Annotated in this window: 10 protein-coding genes and 1 pseudogene; 2 read left to right on the top strand and 9 right to left on the bottom strand. The window is 67.5% G+C overall.

What is annotated here, in order from left to right:
• Positions 1-71: 71 nt before the first annotated feature.
• The 5 genes from AVL48_RS07995 to AVL48_RS07975 form a co-directional block, all read right to left on the bottom strand.
• Positions 72-773 (bottom strand): Crp/Fnr family transcriptional regulator, encoded by a 702-nt coding sequence (locus AVL48_RS07995; protein WP_061981279.1) that lies wholly within the window; start codon positions 771-773, stop codon positions 72-74.
• Between the two features lie 29 nt (positions 774-802).
• Positions 803-1,168, bottom strand: a complete 366-nt coding sequence (locus AVL48_RS07990; RefSeq protein WP_007034234.1) for a hypothetical protein — start codon at positions 1,166-1,168, stop codon at positions 803-805.
• A gap of 179 nt (positions 1,169-1,347) precedes the next feature.
• Positions 1,348-1,860, bottom strand: coding sequence for a hypothetical protein (locus tag AVL48_RS07985; protein ID WP_061981278.1), 513 nt, complete (start codon positions 1,858-1,860; stop codon positions 1,348-1,350).
• 1 nt (position 1,861) lies between these two features.
• Positions 1,862-3,622 carry a substrate-binding and VWA domain-containing protein gene (locus AVL48_RS07980; protein ID WP_061981277.1) on the bottom strand — a complete coding sequence of 587 codons (1,761 nt, stop codon included), beginning with the start codon at positions 3,620-3,622 and terminating at the stop codon, positions 1,862-1,864.
• A gap of 35 nt (positions 3,623-3,657) precedes the next feature.
• Positions 3,658-6,288: a P-loop NTPase fold protein gene (locus AVL48_RS07975; RefSeq protein WP_061981276.1), complete on the bottom strand. Its 2,631-nt coding sequence runs from the start codon at positions 6,286-6,288 to the stop codon at positions 3,658-3,660.
• A 191-nt stretch (positions 6,289-6,479) separates the two neighbouring features.
• On the opposite strand from AVL48_RS07975, the gene AVL48_RS07970 reads away from it, so the two are divergent.
• Entirely contained in the window at positions 6,480-7,031 is a 552-nt protein-coding gene (locus tag AVL48_RS07970; protein ID WP_061981275.1) for a snapalysin family zinc-dependent metalloprotease, read from the top strand.
• Between the two features lie 123 nt (positions 7,032-7,154).
• Here AVL48_RS07970 and AVL48_RS07965 read toward each other — a convergent pair whose 3' ends face one another.
• Positions 7,155-8,357 carry a cytochrome P450 gene (locus tag AVL48_RS07965; protein ID WP_061981274.1) on the bottom strand — a complete coding sequence of 401 codons (1,203 nt, stop codon included), beginning with the start codon at positions 8,355-8,357 and terminating at the stop codon, positions 7,155-7,157.
• A 184-nt stretch (positions 8,358-8,541) separates the two neighbouring features.
• Here AVL48_RS07965 and AVL48_RS07960 point away from each other — a divergent pair, with 184 nt between their 5' ends.
• Positions 8,542-9,462, top strand: coding sequence for a helix-turn-helix domain-containing protein (locus AVL48_RS07960; RefSeq protein WP_061981273.1), 921 nt, complete (start codon positions 8,542-8,544; stop codon positions 9,460-9,462).
• A gap of 434 nt (positions 9,463-9,896) precedes the next feature.
• Here AVL48_RS07960 and AVL48_RS07955 read toward each other — a convergent pair.
• The 3 genes and pseudogenes from AVL48_RS07955 to AVL48_RS07945 all read right to left on the bottom strand — a co-directional run bounded on the left by AVL48_RS07955 (position 9,897) and on the right by AVL48_RS07945 (position 18,039).
• Positions 9,897-11,050: pseudogene (locus AVL48_RS07955) on the bottom strand (HNH endonuclease signature motif containing protein).
• A gap of 165 nt (positions 11,051-11,215) precedes the next feature.
• The gene (locus AVL48_RS07950) at positions 11,216-16,096 is read right to left on the bottom strand and encodes a DNA repair ATPase (RefSeq protein ID WP_061981272.1); all 4,881 of its coding nucleotides are present in this window, start codon (positions 16,094-16,096) and stop codon (positions 11,216-11,218) included.
• A complete protein-coding gene (locus tag AVL48_RS07945) occupies positions 16,093-18,039 on the bottom strand; it encodes an SPFH domain-containing protein (RefSeq protein WP_244162354.1) in 1,947 nt (648 codons plus the stop codon). The genes AVL48_RS07950 and AVL48_RS07945 overlap by 4 nt, the downstream gene beginning before the upstream one ends.
• Between the last annotated feature and the right edge of the window lie 56 nt (positions 18,040-18,095).

Below are 18,095 nucleotides of genomic sequence, written 5' to 3'. Positions count from 1 at the left end.
TCCCACTCCTCACCGGAAGTTCTGTTCGGAACCGAACAGAACCTGACCCCGCCATGGTCAACGCCAGTGAGCTAAGTCACACCTTTTTCCGTGATCACCCGCAATGCGTCGCGATCGACGACCGTGATCGCACGGCGCGAACTGGCCACGACTCCTGCCTTCCGGAGCTTGTCCAGTGCCTGCGCGACCATCGTCCGGCCCATCGGGATGAACTGCGCGAGTTCGTCCTGGCTCAACGGGATCCCGATCCGCCAGCCGGCGGGTGTCCGGATGCCGCAGACATCGACCAGGTAGTCCAGCCGCGTCGCGACCCGCGCCACCGCCTGCGGTTTCCACGACTGCGTCCGCTGCCGCTGGGCGAGCACGAACCGGCGGGCGACGCTCACCAGCACCTCCCGCATCGCCGACGGATGGTCCAGCAGGAAGCGGTTGAACTCGCTCGCCGCGATCCGCCGGACGTGGACCTCCTCGATGGCCACGACGTCGGCCATCCGGATGCCGCCCGCGATCACCGCGATCTCGCCGTGCAGATCGCCGGGCACCCCGACGTCGAGGATAACCGTCGCCCCCATCCGGTCGGCGCTGGTCACCTTCACGTAGCCGTGCCGCAGCAGCATGACGAAGTCGCCGGGCTCGCCCGCGCGCATCAGCGCCTGTCTGCTCTCGTAGGTCTGCGGGGTGCCCATCTCCAGTAACCGGGCACGGACGGGTTCGTCCAGCCGCTCCAGGAACGGACGTTCTCTTTCTTCGGCGGCCTCCGGGCCCAAACCCACGAAACACCCTCCCAGGCAGTCGTGAACACCTATCGCGGAGAGTAACCGAATCGGCCACCCGATCCGGCGGCGGAACCATCGTGTGTGGTGAAGATGCCCAGCCGGACCAGCTCCGATCTGATCCACTCGGCCAGCCGGTGCAACGGTCCGTCCTCGGCCTCGACGAAATAGCTGTCCACGATCTGGTGCCGTCTGTCGGCGTGTTTCGCCGCGTAGAGCAGCGCTGACCGTACCTCTGACACCTTCAAGGGTGCGACCTTGATCCCGGGGGCGGGCCGCACGGTGCTCTTGGCGGCCATCACCGCCAGCACGGCCTCCTCCAGGCTGAACCGGTGCTCCACCGGCACGACCACATGTTCCACGCCTTCGACAACCCGGCGCCCGATCAACGGCATGCTGTCAGATCAGCATGACGCACGGCCGTAGTCTGTTCGGCACCGCACACTCAGCGCGACTCAGCCTGGTTGGCGGCGTTCGACAGCTGGCCTTGGGCGGCTCGCTGCCAGTGTCTTGGGGCCCACGTGAGTACCCATGCAGCTACTCAAGACACGGTTGGCTCTAGCGCGCTTGGCCGTCAGCCCGCTTCGGCCGCCGCGAGCGCGTCTTCGAGTTGTTCCCGGTACAACATCATCCGCTGGACGAGCATCACCGGATCCGGATTCTCGTCCCGGGCGTGCCGCTCCAGCTTTTCGGTGGTCTGCTTCACCGTCACCCGCAGTTCGACGACGGCCGTCTCGTTGTCGCCGGCGCGGTCTTCGAGTTTCGCCACCGCGCGCCGGAAGGTTCCGGCCAGTTCCGTCTCGCCCGGCCGCACCGCTTCGATGGCCGTCAGCGCGCGGCCCAGCAGGCTGTAGTGGTCGTAGCCGGTGGTGGGCTCGGGCGCGCGCGACTCCGTCCTTTTCGCCGGTCGCCTGCCGCTCAGCACGAAGAACGCGACCTCGGCGGGGATCAGGACGGCGAGCGCGGCGACGGCGCCGAAGAGCCAGGCCTGCGGATGCGGCAAGGTCACCGAGTGACCGAGCAGGGCCGCGACGACCGTGAGCACGCCGGTGACGACGTGGAACGGGCGGTTGTCGGAATCGGCCATGTCAGAAGTTGCTGAAGACGTTGACGAACATCTTGGTGATGCCCTGCGGATCGACGGCCTTGTAGCTGCGCGCCTTGGACTTCTGCGCGATCTCGTCGAGCACACGGCTGTCCGCCTGCGCGCCGTAGGCCATGGTGAAGATCCGGACGGAGTTGTCCAGCCGTTCGGCGTCGACGTCCTGCAGCATCTGTTCCTTGGTGGTCCCGGCCGCGGTGTTCTCGCCGTCGGTCAGGACCACGACCGCGTTGATGACGTTCGGGTCGAACTCCCGCCGCATCTTGGCGTTGGCTTCCACCACGGATCTGTAGAGCGCGGTCTCGCCGTCCGGCCGCAGATTCTCGACCAGGTCGATCATCGGGCCCCGGACGTCCTTCACCTTGCCGATCGGCATCTTTTCCTCGGGCCCGTTGGTCGAAAACGTCCACAGCCCGACCTCGTCTTCGGGATGCAGGTAGTCGAGCTGGGTCCGGATCGCGGGTTTCAGCAGGTTGATCCGGCTCTCGGAATACGGTTTGTCCTTGCGGTTCTTGTCGAACGGTTCGCTCATCGAACCGGACAGGTCCAGTACCAGCAGGATCCGGCCGCGGCGCTGCGTGTATTCCCAGCCGTCCAGCATCTTCTGGATCTGCTCACCGGTGGGGAGTTCGATGAGCCGCGAGTCACCGGTTTCCGCGGTGTGCGCGCCCTCGGCCAGTTTCGGGTTGCCGCGGCCCTCCGGGTCGCGGAAGCCGAGATCGCGGAAGCGCTCCTGCTGCTCGGTCTCCCGGAGGAAGTCGTAGAAGTCCTTGGCCGCCGCGTGCTGTTCCGGTGACGCCTTGGCCGTGGTCAGGAAGGGATGATCGATCAGCATCGTCCCCTCGCTCGGGTGCACGGCGACGAGCGGGCGGTTCAGTGGTTCGGGTTTGTCCTTCAGCTGCTTCGGATCCCCTGTCGGCGCGCCGTGGTTGTAGAGGTAGACCATTTGCTCCTGCATCGCCATCGCGCTGATGTAGGGCGTCGGCTTCTTCCGGTCCTCTTCGTACAGTGTCTTCAGGAACGCGACCGAATCGTCGCTGTAGTAGGCGACCGAAGCCTCGATGCCGCGGACGAACCGTACGGCGTCCGCCGTGCCGATCTTGCCGTAGTCCCCGCCGGTCGCCGCGAAGTAGGTCGCGATGGTCGCGGCGAGCCCCGAGGTCGACCGGCGTGGGTTGTCCTTGCCCAGGGTGAAGCTCCCCCATTGCGCGTTCGCCGCATCAGTGGAGGCCCAGCCGCCCTTCTGATTCATCTGCAGGACGTCGTTCCAGCCGATGGTCTTGTGCGGCCAGTCCATCGCCGTGGCCATCGGCTTCGGCATCGCGATGACCATCGGACTCGTCGCGAGCGAGGTCTTCGGGCCGCTCTCGATCAAACCGCCTTTACCCCGCTGGCGCAGCAGGTCGAGCCACAGCGACGAACTCGGCAGCCAGACCTGGGGTTCCGGCTGCCCTTCGTCGATGTCGTTCCAGCCGTCGACGATCAGGTCGAGTGTGGCGCCCGAGGTCTTCTTGTACGCCTCGACCTTCGCGCACCGGCCGCCGTCGAAGGTCCGGCCGGTGTTGTTGTACCGCTCGGCGAGCTCGCGGATCAGGTCGCCCTTCTCCGTGGAGGAACTTGTGACCAGGCGGACGCAATCGGTCCGGAGCGCGTTCGAGGGCGCGGTGACGACGGTCGCCAGCAGGATGATCACCAGCGTCCCGACCAGCGCGCCGAAGGCGAGCGAAAGCCAGCCTGATCTCCGCATGCGCGCCCCCTCGACGTCGTAGCGGGCAAGTGTAGCTACAACGTGGTTCCCGGTTCTGTTTCCTCGGTCACCAGATCGTAGGTTTCGAAACTGAAGCGGGAGAGGGTACCCACCCAATTCCGATAGACCTCTAGATCATCGAAGGATTCGGCGTCTAGCCGCCATTCAGGTGGAAAGGCTTCGGACAACGATTCCCCGGCGGACAGCGCGACGAAGGTCGAGCGCGCGGCGTCCGGATCGGCGACCAGCAGGGTCAGCAGCACCAGCACCGCCCGGTACGGGCCGCTGACGAACCGGGCCAGTTCAGCGTCGGGAATACCGATGCGCACGAGCCGGTAGAGGTTGACCAGTTTCCGGATCTCCCGTGGCGTGTTCAGCCGTTTCCGCAGCACGTGGACGAAATCGCGTTCGACTTCGGTGAGCCGCAACCGGTCCGGCCGCATGTTGTAGAACGTGGGCGGGGCCGTGTCCTTGACGATGACCTCCCTCGGCTCGCCGCTTTCGCCGCGCCGGAGGGTTTCCCCGTCGTCGGACCATTCCTCCTGCTCACTGGCCGCCGGTTCCCTGCCTTCGATCGGCATCAGGACGTCGATCAGTTCGTCGGCCGCGGCTCCCATGGGCCGCAACGCGAAGACGATCTGGAAGATCTTGTCGAGGTACTCCGTCCGGCTCTCTTCCCCGGTGCCGAACAACTCTTCGTGATGCTGATCGAGGCATCGGCGCAGCCATCGGGGATCGACGGCCACCACCACGACGAACGCGGGCAGGGCCAGCAGCAGATGCACCGCGGCGAGCACTTCGATCACCTTCGACGGCGGGCAGCGATCGAGGTCGTCGATGTAGAGCACGATCCGTTCCAGCGGCGGCTCGCCCTTGCCGCCCGCCAGCCGCCAGTCCTCGCGCGCGTCCACCAGATCCGCGCTCAGCCGCGCGAGATCGTCCCGGACGCGGGCGAAAACCCCTTGGTAGTCCCCGTATCTGCCGGTCTTCGCCGCTTCGATCAGCTCACCGAGCCGCGTGGCCGCGTCCAGTCGCCGGAGCCGTTCCTCGGCTTCGCGGACCTCGGTCTCGAACCGTTCCGCCCGTTTGTCGACGTCGTGACGCAGTTTGTCCAAGGTGGACTTTACCGGCGCGAGGGCGGCCCTCGCGGTGGTGAGCGCCGGGGTCAGCACGGCGCCGAGCGCGACGAGCGCGCCCGCCGCGGCGAGGATCGCGTTGTGCCACAACGCCCATCCGGTGATCGCCGCGGCGACGCCGAGTACGCCGAGCACCGCGTACCCCGCGACGGCGAGCCGCCGCCGTCGGCGTTCGGCCCGGTCCACCCCGGACACCAGCAGCCGCCACCGCCAGGTGCGCGGGGCATCCGCTTTGACGGCCCGCAGCCCGGCGAGCCGGGTCCGCAGTTCCTCGCGTTCGGCGCGGACCTCGTCGGCGTCCGCGTGCGGCTCGGGCGCGCCGAGGTGCCGGAACAGGTGGTCCACCAGGCCGACCCACAGATGGTCGTCGTGGTACTGCCAGGCGTTGAACCGGATCTGCCGGATCTCACCGGCGAACACACTGTTGGCGGCGTCGCCCCGGGATCGCCGGGCCAGTTCGGCCACCCGATCGGCCACCTGCCGCACGAAACTCGATTTGCCGGAGCCCCAGGGGCCCAGCAGCGCGATGCACAGCGGCGGGCTGGTCTCACGGTCGGCGATGACCGCGGCGAGCGTGCGCACGTCGTCCTGGAAGCCGATCAGGTCTATCGCGCTTTCGACGTCCGGAGTGATCCGCGGCCGGGCCCGCCCCGGTTTGGGCTCGACGAAGCCGGTTCCGTCGATCTGATTGCCGAAGCGGTCCCACACCCGGATCGTGCGGTCGTCGCCGACCGACACGATCTTCTCGTTGCCCGCGGTGCAGGCGATCGCGCGCACGTTGCCCTCGTGTCCGGTGAGGAGGGTGTACTCGGCGGGGTTCTCGATGTCGCGGACGTAGACCTCGCCGCCGGAACCGCCGGAGAGCACCAGTTTTCCGTCCGGGCTGAAGGCCAGCGCCCGCACCACCCCGGCGTGTCCGGGGAAGACAAGGGCGGGGTCGCCTTTCCGCCCCCACAACCGGACCGTCTCGCCCTCACCGGACAGCACCCGCGCGCCGTCGGCCGAGACCGCGACCACGTGTACCGCGCCCGCGCCGCCGAACCGGTAGTGGGAAACGACTTCGCGGTCCCACAGCCGCACGCCGCCGGTGTCGTCACCGGCGACCACGACCCGGCCGTCCGGGGTCACCGCGACCGATTCGATCTCCGGGCCACCGGTGCGGAGACCACGCACCGTCACACCGTCCAGCCGCCGGACCTCGACGGTGCTTCCCACACCGGACACGACGAACTCCTTCGCCACCGCGACCGCGAGTGCCCGTTTGGTCGTCTGGACCTCCGGGGGCTGCGCCTCGTGTCCGGTGAGCCGCCAGCGCCGCACCGTCGCCCCATCGCAACCCACCACGTACTGACCCGAGATACCCACCGCGAGCACCGGCCGTTCGTGGCCGCTCAAGGCGAACCGCTGCGCGCCGGTCTCCAGGTCCCATACCCGCACCGTCTTGTCCGTGCCGCCGGTGACCAGCCGGTTTCCGTGCACCGCGACGGCGAGGATGGGTTCTTCGTGTCCGGTGAAACGTGCCGTGGTCATAGCCGGACAGTCTTCCGGTCGCGTCAAGATCATGGTTAACGACAGGCGACTATCGGCGGGTTCCGCGACGAGCCGGCCAGGTCCTAACATCACGCGGTGGCAACGGAGGACTACTCAGAGGTCCCTCTCGCCCGAACCAAGTGTCGACACTGCTCCGCAATTCCAGCACGCCTTAACGCGAGGAGTAACACGTGCTTCGACGTACCTTCGCCGCGGTGCTCACCGGCGCCGCGCTCTCCCTTTCGATGCTCTCGGCGCCCTCCGCCGGAGCCGCCGAGATCATGGCGACCACCCTGACCTACGACGACAGCCAGGCCGCGGAGTTCAAGGACGCGGTGGCCGCCGGCGTCAACGTGTGGAACACCAACGTCACCAACGTCCGCATCGTGAAGGCGACGCCGGGGCAGCGGGTCAACATCCGGATCATCGCCGACAACGGCTGGCCGCGCGCCACCCTCGGACCGGTCCGGCCGAGCGGCACGGTCACCGTCTGGTACGGCAGGCAGGCCGTCCAGCAGGGCTACAACAAGGTCCGGATCGCGTCCCACGAACTCGGCCACAGCCTCGGCCTTCCCGACGTGAAGCCCGGGCCGTGCTCGTCGCTGATGTCCGGCTCGACCGGTGGGGTCAGCTGCGCCAACGTGAACCCCAACGCCCAGGAGAAGGCCAGGGTTCAGCAGAACTACGCCGGCACCGCCGTGCGGAACGCCGACACCGGCAAGGTTCTCGCGGAAGTCGGCTGATCCCGCGCCAGGGGGTGCCTGCCCGGCACCCCCTGGCCGCCTCAGCCGTCCGCCGTGATCGCCGCCGCCGGGCACAATTGCACGGCGTCGCCGGTTCCGGGTCCACCGACAGTTTCATCGCGATCAGTCCCAGGCCACCGGGAGCGCGTACACCCCGTAGATGTCGGAATCCGTCCGCAGCGGGACCTCGTCGGCAGGGACCGCGAGACGCAGGGACGGAAACCTGGCCAGCAGCCCAGCGAAGGCGACCTTCATTTGGACGCGTGCCAGCTGCTGGCCGAGGCACTGGTGGACACCGTGCCCGAACGCCGCGTGCCCGGCGGCGTTCCGGCGGAGGTCGAGCCGGTCGGGTTCCGGGAATTTCAGCGGATCGCGGTTGGCGGCTCCCGCGGAAAGCGCGACCGCTTGTCCCGCCTTGATGAGCTGCCCGCCGACCTCGACGTCTTCGAGCGCGGTGCGGGCGCCGGTATGCGCGATGGTCAGGTAGCGCAGCAGTTCCTCGATCGCGCCTTCGAGGCTCTCCGGATCCTCGCGCAGGGCTCGCAGTTGGTCAGGATGCCGCAGCAGCGCGAAAGTGCCCAGCGCCAGCATGTTGGCCGTGGTGTCCAAACCGGCCCCCAGCAAGAGGAACGCGATACTCGTGAGTTCCTCGTCCGTGAGTTCCGTGGTGACCAGTTCGCCGAGGATGTCGTCGGTCGGTTCGGCGCGTTTCGCCACGATGAGCCGGTAGAGGTATTCCCCCAGCGCGTTGATGGCCTCCTCCTGCTCGGCCAGCGGGGCGTCCGGCTTGTTCAACGGCGCGACGTTGCGCCGGAAGAATTCGTGGTCGGCATAAGGAACGCCGAGCAGTTCGCAGATCATCAACGCCGGGATGGGCTGCGCGAAGGCAGCCACCAGATCGGCGGGCGAACCCTGCCGCTCCATGGCGTCGAGATGTTCGGTGACCACCTGCTCGACCCGTTCGGTGAGCAGCCGCATCCGGCGCACGGTGAACTTGCCGGTGAGCAGTTTGCGATAGCGGCCGTGCTCGGGATCGTCCATCTTGATGAACATCCCCGGCGCCGCGGGCGGCGGCGTCACCATCGCGGCGGGCCCCGGCAGGGGCGAGTGAATCAGCTCCTGCCGGGCGCTGAAGCGGGGATCCGCGACGATGGACCGGACAATCGAGTACCCCGTCGCGAGCCAGCCTTCGTGGCCGTCGGGGAAGGTCAGGCGGACGAGCGGGTGCTCGTCGCGCAGCGAGGCGAGTTCCGCGGGCGGGTCGAACGGGCATCCCGGCGGCCGTTCGAGGGGCAGTTCCGCGAGATGGGGTACGGACTTGGTCATAGCTGTTCCTCCCAGATCTTCAGCCATGACCGAAGGCTACGTTGCATTCATCTATCGCTCAAAGCTTCAAGCGGTACTTTTAGGCTTAGTAACTGGTAGATTGCCGAGAATCGTTGCAACTGCCCTGTCGATGAATGCAACAGTTCGTTGCATTGACCTGCGAGTGAACGCACAGGAGGCGCCCATGCCGGGCGGCAGGCTGACCCTGGAGGACCGCCGGCTGATCGCGGCCTGGCTCAAGGACGGCCTCGGATACGCCGAGATCGCCCGGCGCCTCGGCCGCCCGACCTCGACGATCAGCCGTGAGGTTTCGCGCAACAGCGGCCATTCCGGCTATCGCGCCGACGAAGCGAGCCGGGTCACCGGCGAACGAGCGCGGCGCCGCAAGCCATCTCCCCGCGCCGCCCCCGTCGTCACGAACGACTACGGGCGCGACCCGGAAGCCGTGCGCCGCTTCGAAGCGGACTTCACCGAGATGATGGTGGCCACCGGCCTGCCCAGGATGATGTCGCGCGTGCTCGCGTGCCTGTCCGTCAGCGACGACGGCGTCCACACCGCCGCCGAACTCGCCCAGCGACTCCAGGTCAGCCCCGCGTCGATCTCGAACGCCGTCCGCTACCTCGAAACCCAGGCACTGCTCAAACGGGAACGCAACGGACGGCGCGAGCAGTACGTCATCGACGATGAAATGCCCCAGCGGGTCTGGGCCGAAAGCGTCCGCGCGAACCAAGAATGGATCAAAATCGCCCGCCAGGGCGCCGAAGTCCTCGGCACCTCGACCCCAGCCGGCGCCCGCATGGACGATCTCTCCCGCTTCCACGCCCGCATCAACGAAATCATGCTGGATGACCGCGTCGCGGTCTACGTCGGCGACGCCCTGACCGCGCTCGCCGCCCTGCTGCACGCTCAACGCGCGCTGTCCGTTCCGGCTCTCGCGGCGGCGCTGGGGTGGCCGGCTGAGCGGGTTTCGGCCGCCTTGCGGGTGGCGGAGGAGCATCCGCACATCGCCGGGCCGGTGAGGGTGGTTTTTTCTGAGGGTGGGTATCGGGCGGTTGCTTTGGTGGAACGGCTTACGGATGAGCAGTTGGCGGCTTTGGTGTCGTGAGTGGGGTGTGGCTGATGGGAGTCGCCGTTTTTCGGTGACGCGATTTTGTTCCGGGGCGCAGCAGAGGGCTATCCGGTAGGGAACCGGCACCACTCCAATCACCCAAGCCACGCCCACCACCGCAGGGAAGACACCCCGCCAACAGCCAGCTTGGCCTGTCGCCGCTATTCGGCGATGGGGTGCGCCTGTTGGCCGGGAAACGGCTCGTCTTCAGGTATGCAGGAGCTGTCGCCGTTTTTCGGCGACGGGATTCCGCCCGGCTGCGCAGAAAGGCCTGTCTGGTCGCGAACCAGCACCTCTCCAGCCGCCAAGCCACGCCAGTCACTGCCGGGAGCGTGCCCAAGGAGTGTCCACCGGTCACAGCAAGCCTCTGCCGGTCAGGAAACCAGACGTAAAAGCGAGGCGGAGCTGTCGTCGTTTCCCGGCAACGGGGCTCAGAATGGCGGCGGTTCGTCGGTCAAAGGGCTTTGCGGGCGCGGCTCATGAAGCGGCGGCGGCGTGCTGTCATAGCTGTGTCCGGTCGGGGTGGTGATGGTCAACGTCCCGTCAGCCGCGAGACGGTAGACCCAGCCGGGTTCGTCTTTGAGCCGGTGGTCGCGGCGGCACAGGTCGATCAGCTCGTCGGCGTTGGTGTGGCCGCCGAACTGCCACGGCACCACATGATCGAGATCGCAGGCTTGCGCGGGACGATGACAACCCGGTCTTCGGCACTCCCGATCCCGCACCCGTACGAACTCGCCCAACCCCGCGGTCGGCCGGTACCGATCCCGGCCGAGGTCCAGCACCTGCCCGGAGAGCGGGTCCGTGATGATCCGCCGCAACACGGTGTCCGGCCCGGTCGCGATGTGCCGCGCCAACCCAGCGGGAATGTGCCCATGCCCGGCCAACTCGGCCGGATCATCGTTGAGTCCGAGATAGGTGAACAGGTCCATGTACAGAAACACCTCGGTCCGTTCACCCCCAGAGCCCTGCCCACCGAGCAGCAAATCCAGCGCGATATCAGCGCGCAACTGATCCAGCGTCCGCGTCTCCCCACCTTTCCGCAAAGCACGCGCTTCACGATCGATCCGCCGATAGGCGGCGGTGACTTTCTCCACCGGGCCGTCCTCGACCTCGATCGACGCCACCCCCGCCTCACCCTGCCGCACCCTGAGACGACGCCCCTCCCGATGCCGCCGGGCACGCCTGTCCGCACCATCCCGGTCGACGCTGATCGCGGCGTGATTCGCCGCTTTCCGGATCTGATCGGCATNNCCTTCATCGCACCGAAACCACCCAGCTTCCCCCGGTCCATCAACGCCAGCGTGCACGGCAGACGTGTCGTCAACGCCTCAGCCGCGGCGACCACCGCACCCGCGTGACTGTCCACAAGAGACAATTCGAGCGCCACCTCCTGCGTCACGCTCCCCGCACCACCACGATGCCGACTCAGCTGAGCCAGCGCCCGGAACCGGACCGCCTCCAACCGCGCAATCCCTGCCGACGCCGCCTGCGCCACAGCCACGGAATCCTTGTCGTCCAACGAATCTGCGGAAGCATTGACCAACTCCAACAAGTCAGGATCAGTGAGTTCTTCGAGAAGCGCCACCGGCGCGGCCTGGTAAGTGTCCACGCCACGAACATACGATCGACCACCGACAATTTCCGATCACGCGGCCACCGTCAAGCGTCGCCGATTTCCGGCAACAGGAGGTCGTGAGTGGCGATCCGGGTTAGAACACGAATCGCCACTCACGACCAGCCAGCCGAACCCTCACAGCACATCCCGCACGACCAGCCGCTCCGAAGCCCGCTCGATCGCCGCTTCCACCGCACCGACCCGGTCCGCCAGCAGGCCCATCGCGCCGACCGCGCGGCTCATCGGGTCCTCCTCGTCGCCACCGAGCGCCTGCGCCCGCAGGTAACCCGCCTTGACCTCGGCCCATCGTCGCGCGTCCGAGTCGGTCAGGCGTCCGCGCAGTTCCGCCAGCTTGAGCAGGTTGGCCTCGGCGCCCGAGGTCAGCGTCTGCGCTTCGCCGGCGTAGTGGTCGTCGATGAGTGCTTCGAGTTCGGCGTCGTTCATCGCGGGCACGATCCGGCCGGCCAGCTTGTTCATGTTCCGGTAGGAACCCTGCAGCTGGAACGGCGGTTCGACGCGGGACGCGTCGGCCTGCGCCGCCGAAGCGATGTAGGCCTGGTTGTTCTTCAGCACGATCCGCTGTACCTGGATCAGTTTCCGCAGCACGGCGAGGATCTGTTCCAGTTCGGTCGCCGAATACGCGTGCTTCAGCTGATCCGCCCGGACGCCGCCGTCACCGCGGGCCAGCCGGACCAGAACGTCCACATCGGACCGTTCACGCGCGACGAGCGGTGCCAGCACGGTGTTCGCGGTGAGCGAGTTCTCGATGTAGCTCAGTGCGAACAGTTCTTCCTTGCCCGACAGCACATCGCCGAGGTTCCACACGTCCGCGCGGTTGGCGAGCATGTCCGGGATCCGGAACCGTTTGCCCTGCTCGGTGTACGGGTTACCGGCCATGCAGACCGCGAACCGCTTGCCGCGCAGGTCGTAGGTCCGCGTCCGGCCCTCCCAGACACCTTCCATCCGCCGCTGCGCGTCGCACAGCGAAATGAACTTCTGCAACAGTTCCGGTGAGGTGTGCTGGATGTCGTCGAGATACAACAGCACGTTGTTGCCCTGCTCCAGCGCGAACGAGATCTTCTCGACCTCCTGGCGCGCGGTCGCGTTGGGCGCGTCCGCCGGATCGACCGAGGTGACCTCGTGTCCGAGGGCGGGCCCGTTCACCTTGACGAACACCAGGCCGAGGCGGCTCGCGACGTACTCCATCAAGGTCGTCTTGCCGTAGCCCGGCGGCGAGATGAGCAGCAGCAGACCGGACTGGTCGGTGCGGCGGGCGTCGCCGGTCGCGCCGAGTTGCTTGGCGAGGTTGTCGCCGATCAACGGCAGGTAGACCTCGTCGAGCAACCGGTTGCGCACGAAGGCGCTCATCACCTTCGGCTTGTACTCGCTCAACCGGAGCCTGTCCCGCTCGGCCGCCACCAGTTCGTTGCGTTGCCGTTGATACGCGCGGAAACCCGGCACCCGATCCCGCCGGAAGCGCTGCGTCCTGGCCAGTGTCTCGTCGAGCCGGAGCGTCATGGACCGGTTGACGATCCGCGGATGCGATCCGAGCAGACCGTCCACAGTGGCCGAGAGTTCCGCCGACGAGTCGTAGCGTGGCAGGTCGGCCAATTCGATCGCGACGGCCTCCGCCAGTTCGTCGCCGGGCAACTCGGCGGACTCCACGAAGGACGCCAGCCAGGCTTCGGCGAGCTGATGGCGATCGGCGAGGTCGTCGAGCGCGCGCAGGTCTTCGGCGAAACTGCGCCTGTCGAGCCGGAACTTGTCAAGCAGTGCCCGTGCGCCGCCGCTGGTGACGAATCCCGGTGACGCGTCGGCCAGCTCCTCGAACAGGTACTCGCCGGCGAATTCGAGGTCCAGCGTCAGACCGGAGTTCTCGGCGAACGCGGTCATCGCCTCGGTGAACTCCCGCGCCAGCGCGTCGATCGCCGTGGTGTGCCCGAAGGCTTCCCGGACCCGCGCGAGCGACGCGGCCCGTGTGGTCCACGCGCTCTTCGCCGCCTCTTCGGCGCCGAACGCCCAGAACAGCTGGGCGGTCGCCCTCGACGCGGGCGGATAACGCAGCAGTCCCGCGGCGGAACGCAGGCGCAGCAACGCCGACAGGATCGCGGCGGCGTCGTGGTCGTGCACACCGCGCGCGTAGCCCTCGTCGTACCGGTTCCCCGCCACACGCCGGACGACGTCGAGCAGGTCGGTCTCGATCAGATCCGGCTCTTCGTGCAGGATCGACGTCGCGAGGTATTCGGCGCGATAGACCTCGGGCGATTCCGAGACCAGCAGCTGGTCCCAGTACGGCCTCGTCGCCTCGAACGAGGCGTCCCGCACGGGAGCGCGGTAGTCGGTGCCGGTGATCGCGAACTTCATCCCGCCGTCGTGCGGGACCAGGGTGAGGTCGATGTCCTGGGTGTTGACCGCGAACGTGTTGCGGCCGAGGCGGATCGTCTCCCCGCCCTCGCCGTAGAGGTCGAGCCGGTCGCGCAACGCGCGGCCCGCTTCCTGGCGGGCGGCCTTGACGCGGCCTTCGAGTTCTTCGGCGCGCACCTGGTCGCCGAGGTCGCGCAGTTCGGCGACGACGCTGCGCAGCTTCGCGACCATGGGGTCGGAAGCGAAATAGGTGTTGATCTCGTCGACCGAACCGAGCGTGCCGACCCGCCTGGTCACACTCGTGAGGATCCGCTCCGCCGAATCGACCAGCCGGTCCGCGCGGCGGGCCCGTTCGTCGAGCAACGCCTGCTTGCGTGAGGAGAACGCTTCGTAGACGTCGGTGCGCTTCTCCCCCAGCGACACCAGGAAGTCGTCGAACTCGCCGAACCGCGACTCGAGATTTTCCAGCTGGAGCAGCAATCTGCCGAGCTGCTCGTCGCAGCGGTCCGGCGTGTCCGCGACCGCGAGACCGCCGGTGATGGCCTGCGCGAGCAGGGCGAACTCGGCGGCGAACTCCGCCCGCCCTTCGGTCTCCAGCAGTTCCTTGCGCCGTGCTTCGAGGGTGGCCCTCGCGCGGTTGACCCCGCCGATGACCTCACCGACACGTTCCAGGATCCGCGTCCGCACCACGGCGTCCGCGATCTCCAGCCCGCCGACGACATCGGTGAGGACTTCGAGCCCGCCGGATTGCTCGTCGAGCCGTTCGGCGACCGGGACCGCTTCGGCGACGGTGGCGATCGCGCCCGCGGCGGCGATCAGCCCGTCCACCTCGGCGTGATAGCTCGTGAACGCGTCCTCGCCCTGCAGGAACCGCACGGCGCGCCGCGCGGCTTCGCTGAAATCTCCGTCGAGGTCCGCGATCAGCTTGTCCACGCGGCCGGTGTCGACATACCGCAGTTCCCGCACGGTGACCAGATGTCCCCGCGCGCGGTGCATTTCGGCGAGCCGTCGCACCCACGCGTCGGCCCCGTTCAGCGCCTCCCCGCGCACTTTCCGCACGAGAGAGGCGGTTTCCGCGGCGGCCTCGTCGACCGCTTCGGCCGCCTGCGTGGTGAGCGCGGTGACCGTCTCGAACTCGTCGAGCACCTGCTCCGCGGTGACCCGGACCTCCGACAGCGGCGACCGCAGATCGCCGAGTTCGGCCTCGCCGAGCCAGTGGTAGTGGTCGAAGATCCGCGCGCACGCGGCGATCAGGGCTTCGAACACCGCCGCCGACGGCGCCATCTCGTCGACCATCCGGCCGATCGAGAGGCAGTCGGAGATCCCGCGGACCAGATCGGCGTTGCCGACCCGCTCCAGCGGCCCGGTCCCGGTGGGCTGTGACGCGGCGTAGGTGTCCGATTGGAACGGCGTCCGCCACACCTGCATCGGATGCACGCGGCTCGGCTCGTCGGACAACGCCCGGAACAGCACCATCGTGCCGTCGTCGAACAGCGAGTACCCGTGGCACGGGATCGGGTTCGAGACCTCTTTGCGGATCACGTTGTACGGCAGGAGGAGCGTGCGTCCCTCGGCCCGCGCGTGGAAGACGTAGAGCACGTCCTCACCGTTGGGCGAGCGGATCACCCGCTCGAATTCGAGGCCGTCCACAGTGGTGTCGAACGTCTTGCTGACACCGGTGTCGAGGTAGTAGCCGCCGGGGAAGATGATCCCGTGATCCTCGGGCAGCCGCTGGCACGCCTGCCCGATGCCGTCGAGGCGGACCACGTCCCGCGTGCGGATGTTGAAGACCAGGTAGCGGTACTCGGTCTCCTTGTACGGCAGCATCCGCAGCAGGATCAGCGGGCCGATCCTGGCGTAGGACACCTCGGCGTCGGCCAGGCTCTGCAGTGGCTCGTCGACCGGCTCGGCGTAGACGCCCTCGCCGGTTTCGGTGTTGTTCTCGATCTTGATCGTCAGGTTGCCGCCGACGGTCTCGACGAACACCTCGTCCTCGATCGAGATGTGCGGATGCCGTCCGAGCACATGCTGCTCTCGGGTGGTCTCGATCCATTCGAAGTCGTGTGACGGCGGGAAGACGTGGTCGCGTTCGCCACGGTTGTCCACATAGGACACCGAACCGTCGGCGGCGATGCCCCAGCGCAGCACCCGGATGTCCTCGGTCCGCGGACCGATCTGGAAGATCGCGAGCAGTTTGCCCTCGACCCGTCGCAGCTGCAGCAGCTTCGCCTGCCGGTAATACCGGTACAGCTCCGCGAAGTCGCGGACGAACTGCTCGTCGCGCAGCAGTCCCGGCAGCTCTTCGGCGGGCACGTCGTCGAACCGGAACGCTTCTTCGTCATGGCTGAAGCCGTGCAGCGAGAAGACGTCGTCGACCGTCGTCTCGGGTTTGAGCCCGATGAAGACGTTGTAGCCGAACAACATCCGCCCGCCGACCGACACGACGTCGCGCGGCACGCAGTTGTTCGCGGTGCGGATCCGTTCCGTGCCGATCAGCGCGAGTTGCGCGCTGCCGAAGACACCCAGCCGTGCCGTGTTGAGCTCGTCCGCGCGTTTCGCCAGTTCGGCGGCCTGTGCGGCGAGCCGGGCGCGGAGCACCTCGTAGGTGCCCGCGTCCAGCTCCGTTCCGACCGCCGGTTCGGTCGCCGTCACTGCTTCGCGGCGGCGAGGGTGGCGACCGACGTCTCGGCGAGGCCGAGCCGTTGCGCCATGGTCAGCAGCTCACGCAGCTTGTCGCTGTCCGGGCCGCCCGCCTGCAACTGCTTGGCCAGGAAGGCCGACAGCGTCAGGTTCTTCACGTCCTCCGTGCTCACCGAGCCGACCAGCTTGGTGATGTCGTCGGTGAAGCTGCCCGAACCGTCGAGCCACGGCTTCGCGAGCGTCTGGACGACGTCCGAGTGCTCGACGAACCCGTCCACGCTCTTGCCGAGGCCGATGGAGCCGATGATCTTCTCGAAGAACATCGTCTCGCCGCCGACGATGTCGATGTCGGCCTTCTCCAGCCCGATGCCGAGCACCGTGGCCTGCGCCTCGGCGACCTCGCGCTGCACGTTGAGCGCGGCGAGCCGGATCTCCTTCTCCGCCTCCAGGCGCAGGCGGTACTCCTCGTGCTGGCGGCTGGCGCTGTCGAGGGCGGCCATCGCGGCGGCCTTCTCGGTGAGCCCTTCGGCCTCGCCCTTGAGCTTGTCGCGCATCCCGTCGGCGAGCACGATCGCCTTCTCGCGGGCGACGATCGCCTCGGCCCGGCCGACCTTCTCCAGCGCGTCGGCGTCGCGTTCCTTGACCTGGGCCGCGGCCAGCCCGCTGGCGGCCTCTTCGGCCTGGATCCCTTCCGCGAGACGGATCTTCGCGCGGGTCTCCAGTTCGGCGGTCTGCTGGCGGGCCTCGGCCAGCGTCAGTTCCTCGCGGGCCTTGTGCTTCGAAGCTGCCTCGGCGGCTTCCGCGGCCTTGATGTCCTTGACCAGGCTTTCCTGCGCCTCCGCCTCGGCCCGGATGATGATGGCCTCGCGCTGGCGCTCCGCCTCCTCGACGACGCGGAGCTTCTTGATGATCTCTTCCTGCTCCGCCACCGTCTTCTCGACCGCGATCCGCTCGCGGATCACCTCGGCGATCGACCGCTTCTCGGTCTCGACTTCCTTGTCTTTGGCGATCCGGGACAATTCGGTCTCGCGTTCGCGGCCGATGACCTCCAGCAGCCGGTCCTTCTCGATGCGCTCGCTCTCGATGGCGATGACGCGCTCGCGGTTCTTGCCCGCGACCTCGATCTCACGCTGCTGGTTCTGGTGCTGGATACCGAGCTGTTCGTCCGTGCGCAGTCCCGCCGCCTGCGACTTGAGCCGCTCCTCCGCCTGGACCTTGGCGATCTCGGCCTCTTCGCGCGCCCGCATGGTCTCGACCTCGCGGCGCTGCTTGATCTCCGCGTCGGCCTGACGCCGCTCCAGTTCGAGGATGGCCTCGCGGGCGTCCACGTTCTGGCGGGTGATCTCTTTTTCCTCACCGCGGCGGTATTCGTTGGTGCGCACGTGCTCGATCGCGGTCAGCTCGGTGATCTTGCGGATGCCCTGCGCGTCGAGGATGTTCGCGGAATCGAGCTGCGCCATCGGCGTCTGCTCGAGGTAGTCGATGGCCGCGTCTTCGAGGCTGTACCCGTTGAGGTCGGTGCCGATGACGCGGATGATCTGGTCGCGGAACTCGTGGCGCTTGGTGTAGAGATCGACGAAGTCGAGCTGCTTGCCGACGGTTTTCAACGCCTCGGAGAACTTGGCGTTGAACAGCTCCTGCAGGGTCGCCTCGTGGCTCGCGCGTTCGGTGCCGATCGCCTGAGCGACCTTGATGACGTCCTCGGTGGTCTTGTTGACCCGCACGAAGAACGAGATGCGGATGTCGGCGCGGATGTTGTCCCGGCAGATCAGGCCTTCGCGGCCGGTGCGGGTGATCTCCATCGCCTTGACCGAGGTGTCCATGATCTCGGCCTTGTGCAGCACCGGAAGGACGATCGCGCCGGTGAACGTCACGTCGACCCGGCGGACCTTCGAAATGATCAGTGCCTTCCCCTGCGGCACCTTCTTGAACAACCTGGTGATCGTGAAGAGCAAAACCAGGAGGATGACAACTATCACGGCGATCAGAACGCCGGCCCCCACGCTGATGG

The organism is Amycolatopsis regifaucium (assembly GCF_001613935.1).
Classification (GTDB): Bacteria; Actinomycetota; Actinomycetes; order Mycobacteriales; family Pseudonocardiaceae; genus Amycolatopsis; species Amycolatopsis regifaucium.
This window is presented reverse-complemented; position numbering and strand designations above follow the sequence as displayed.

What these genes read in the sequence shown, in the direction of transcription:
- AVL48_RS07990 (WP_007034234.1), bottom strand. Translation starts at nt 1,168, where the DNA reads ATGCCGTTGATCGGGCGCCGGGTTGTCGAAGGCGTGGAACATGTGGTC.
- AVL48_RS07985 (WP_061981278.1), bottom strand. Translation starts at nt 1,860, where the DNA reads ATGGCCGATTCCGACAACCGCCCGTTCCACGTCGTCACCGGCGTGCTC.
- AVL48_RS07980 (WP_061981277.1), bottom strand. Translation starts at nt 3,622, where the DNA reads ATGCGGAGATCAGGCTGGCTTTCGCTCGCCTTCGGCGCGCTGGTCGGG.
- AVL48_RS07975 (WP_061981276.1), bottom strand. Translation starts at nt 6,288, where the DNA reads ATGACCACGGCACGTTTCACCGGACACGAAGAACCCATCCTCGCCGTC.
- AVL48_RS07965 (WP_061981274.1), bottom strand. Translation starts at nt 8,357, where the DNA reads ATGACCAAGTCCGTACCCCATCTCGCGGAACTGCCCCTCGAACGGCCG.
- AVL48_RS07960 (WP_061981273.1), top strand. Translation starts at nt 8,542, where the DNA reads ATGCCGGGCGGCAGGCTGACCCTGGAGGACCGCCGGCTGATCGCGGCC.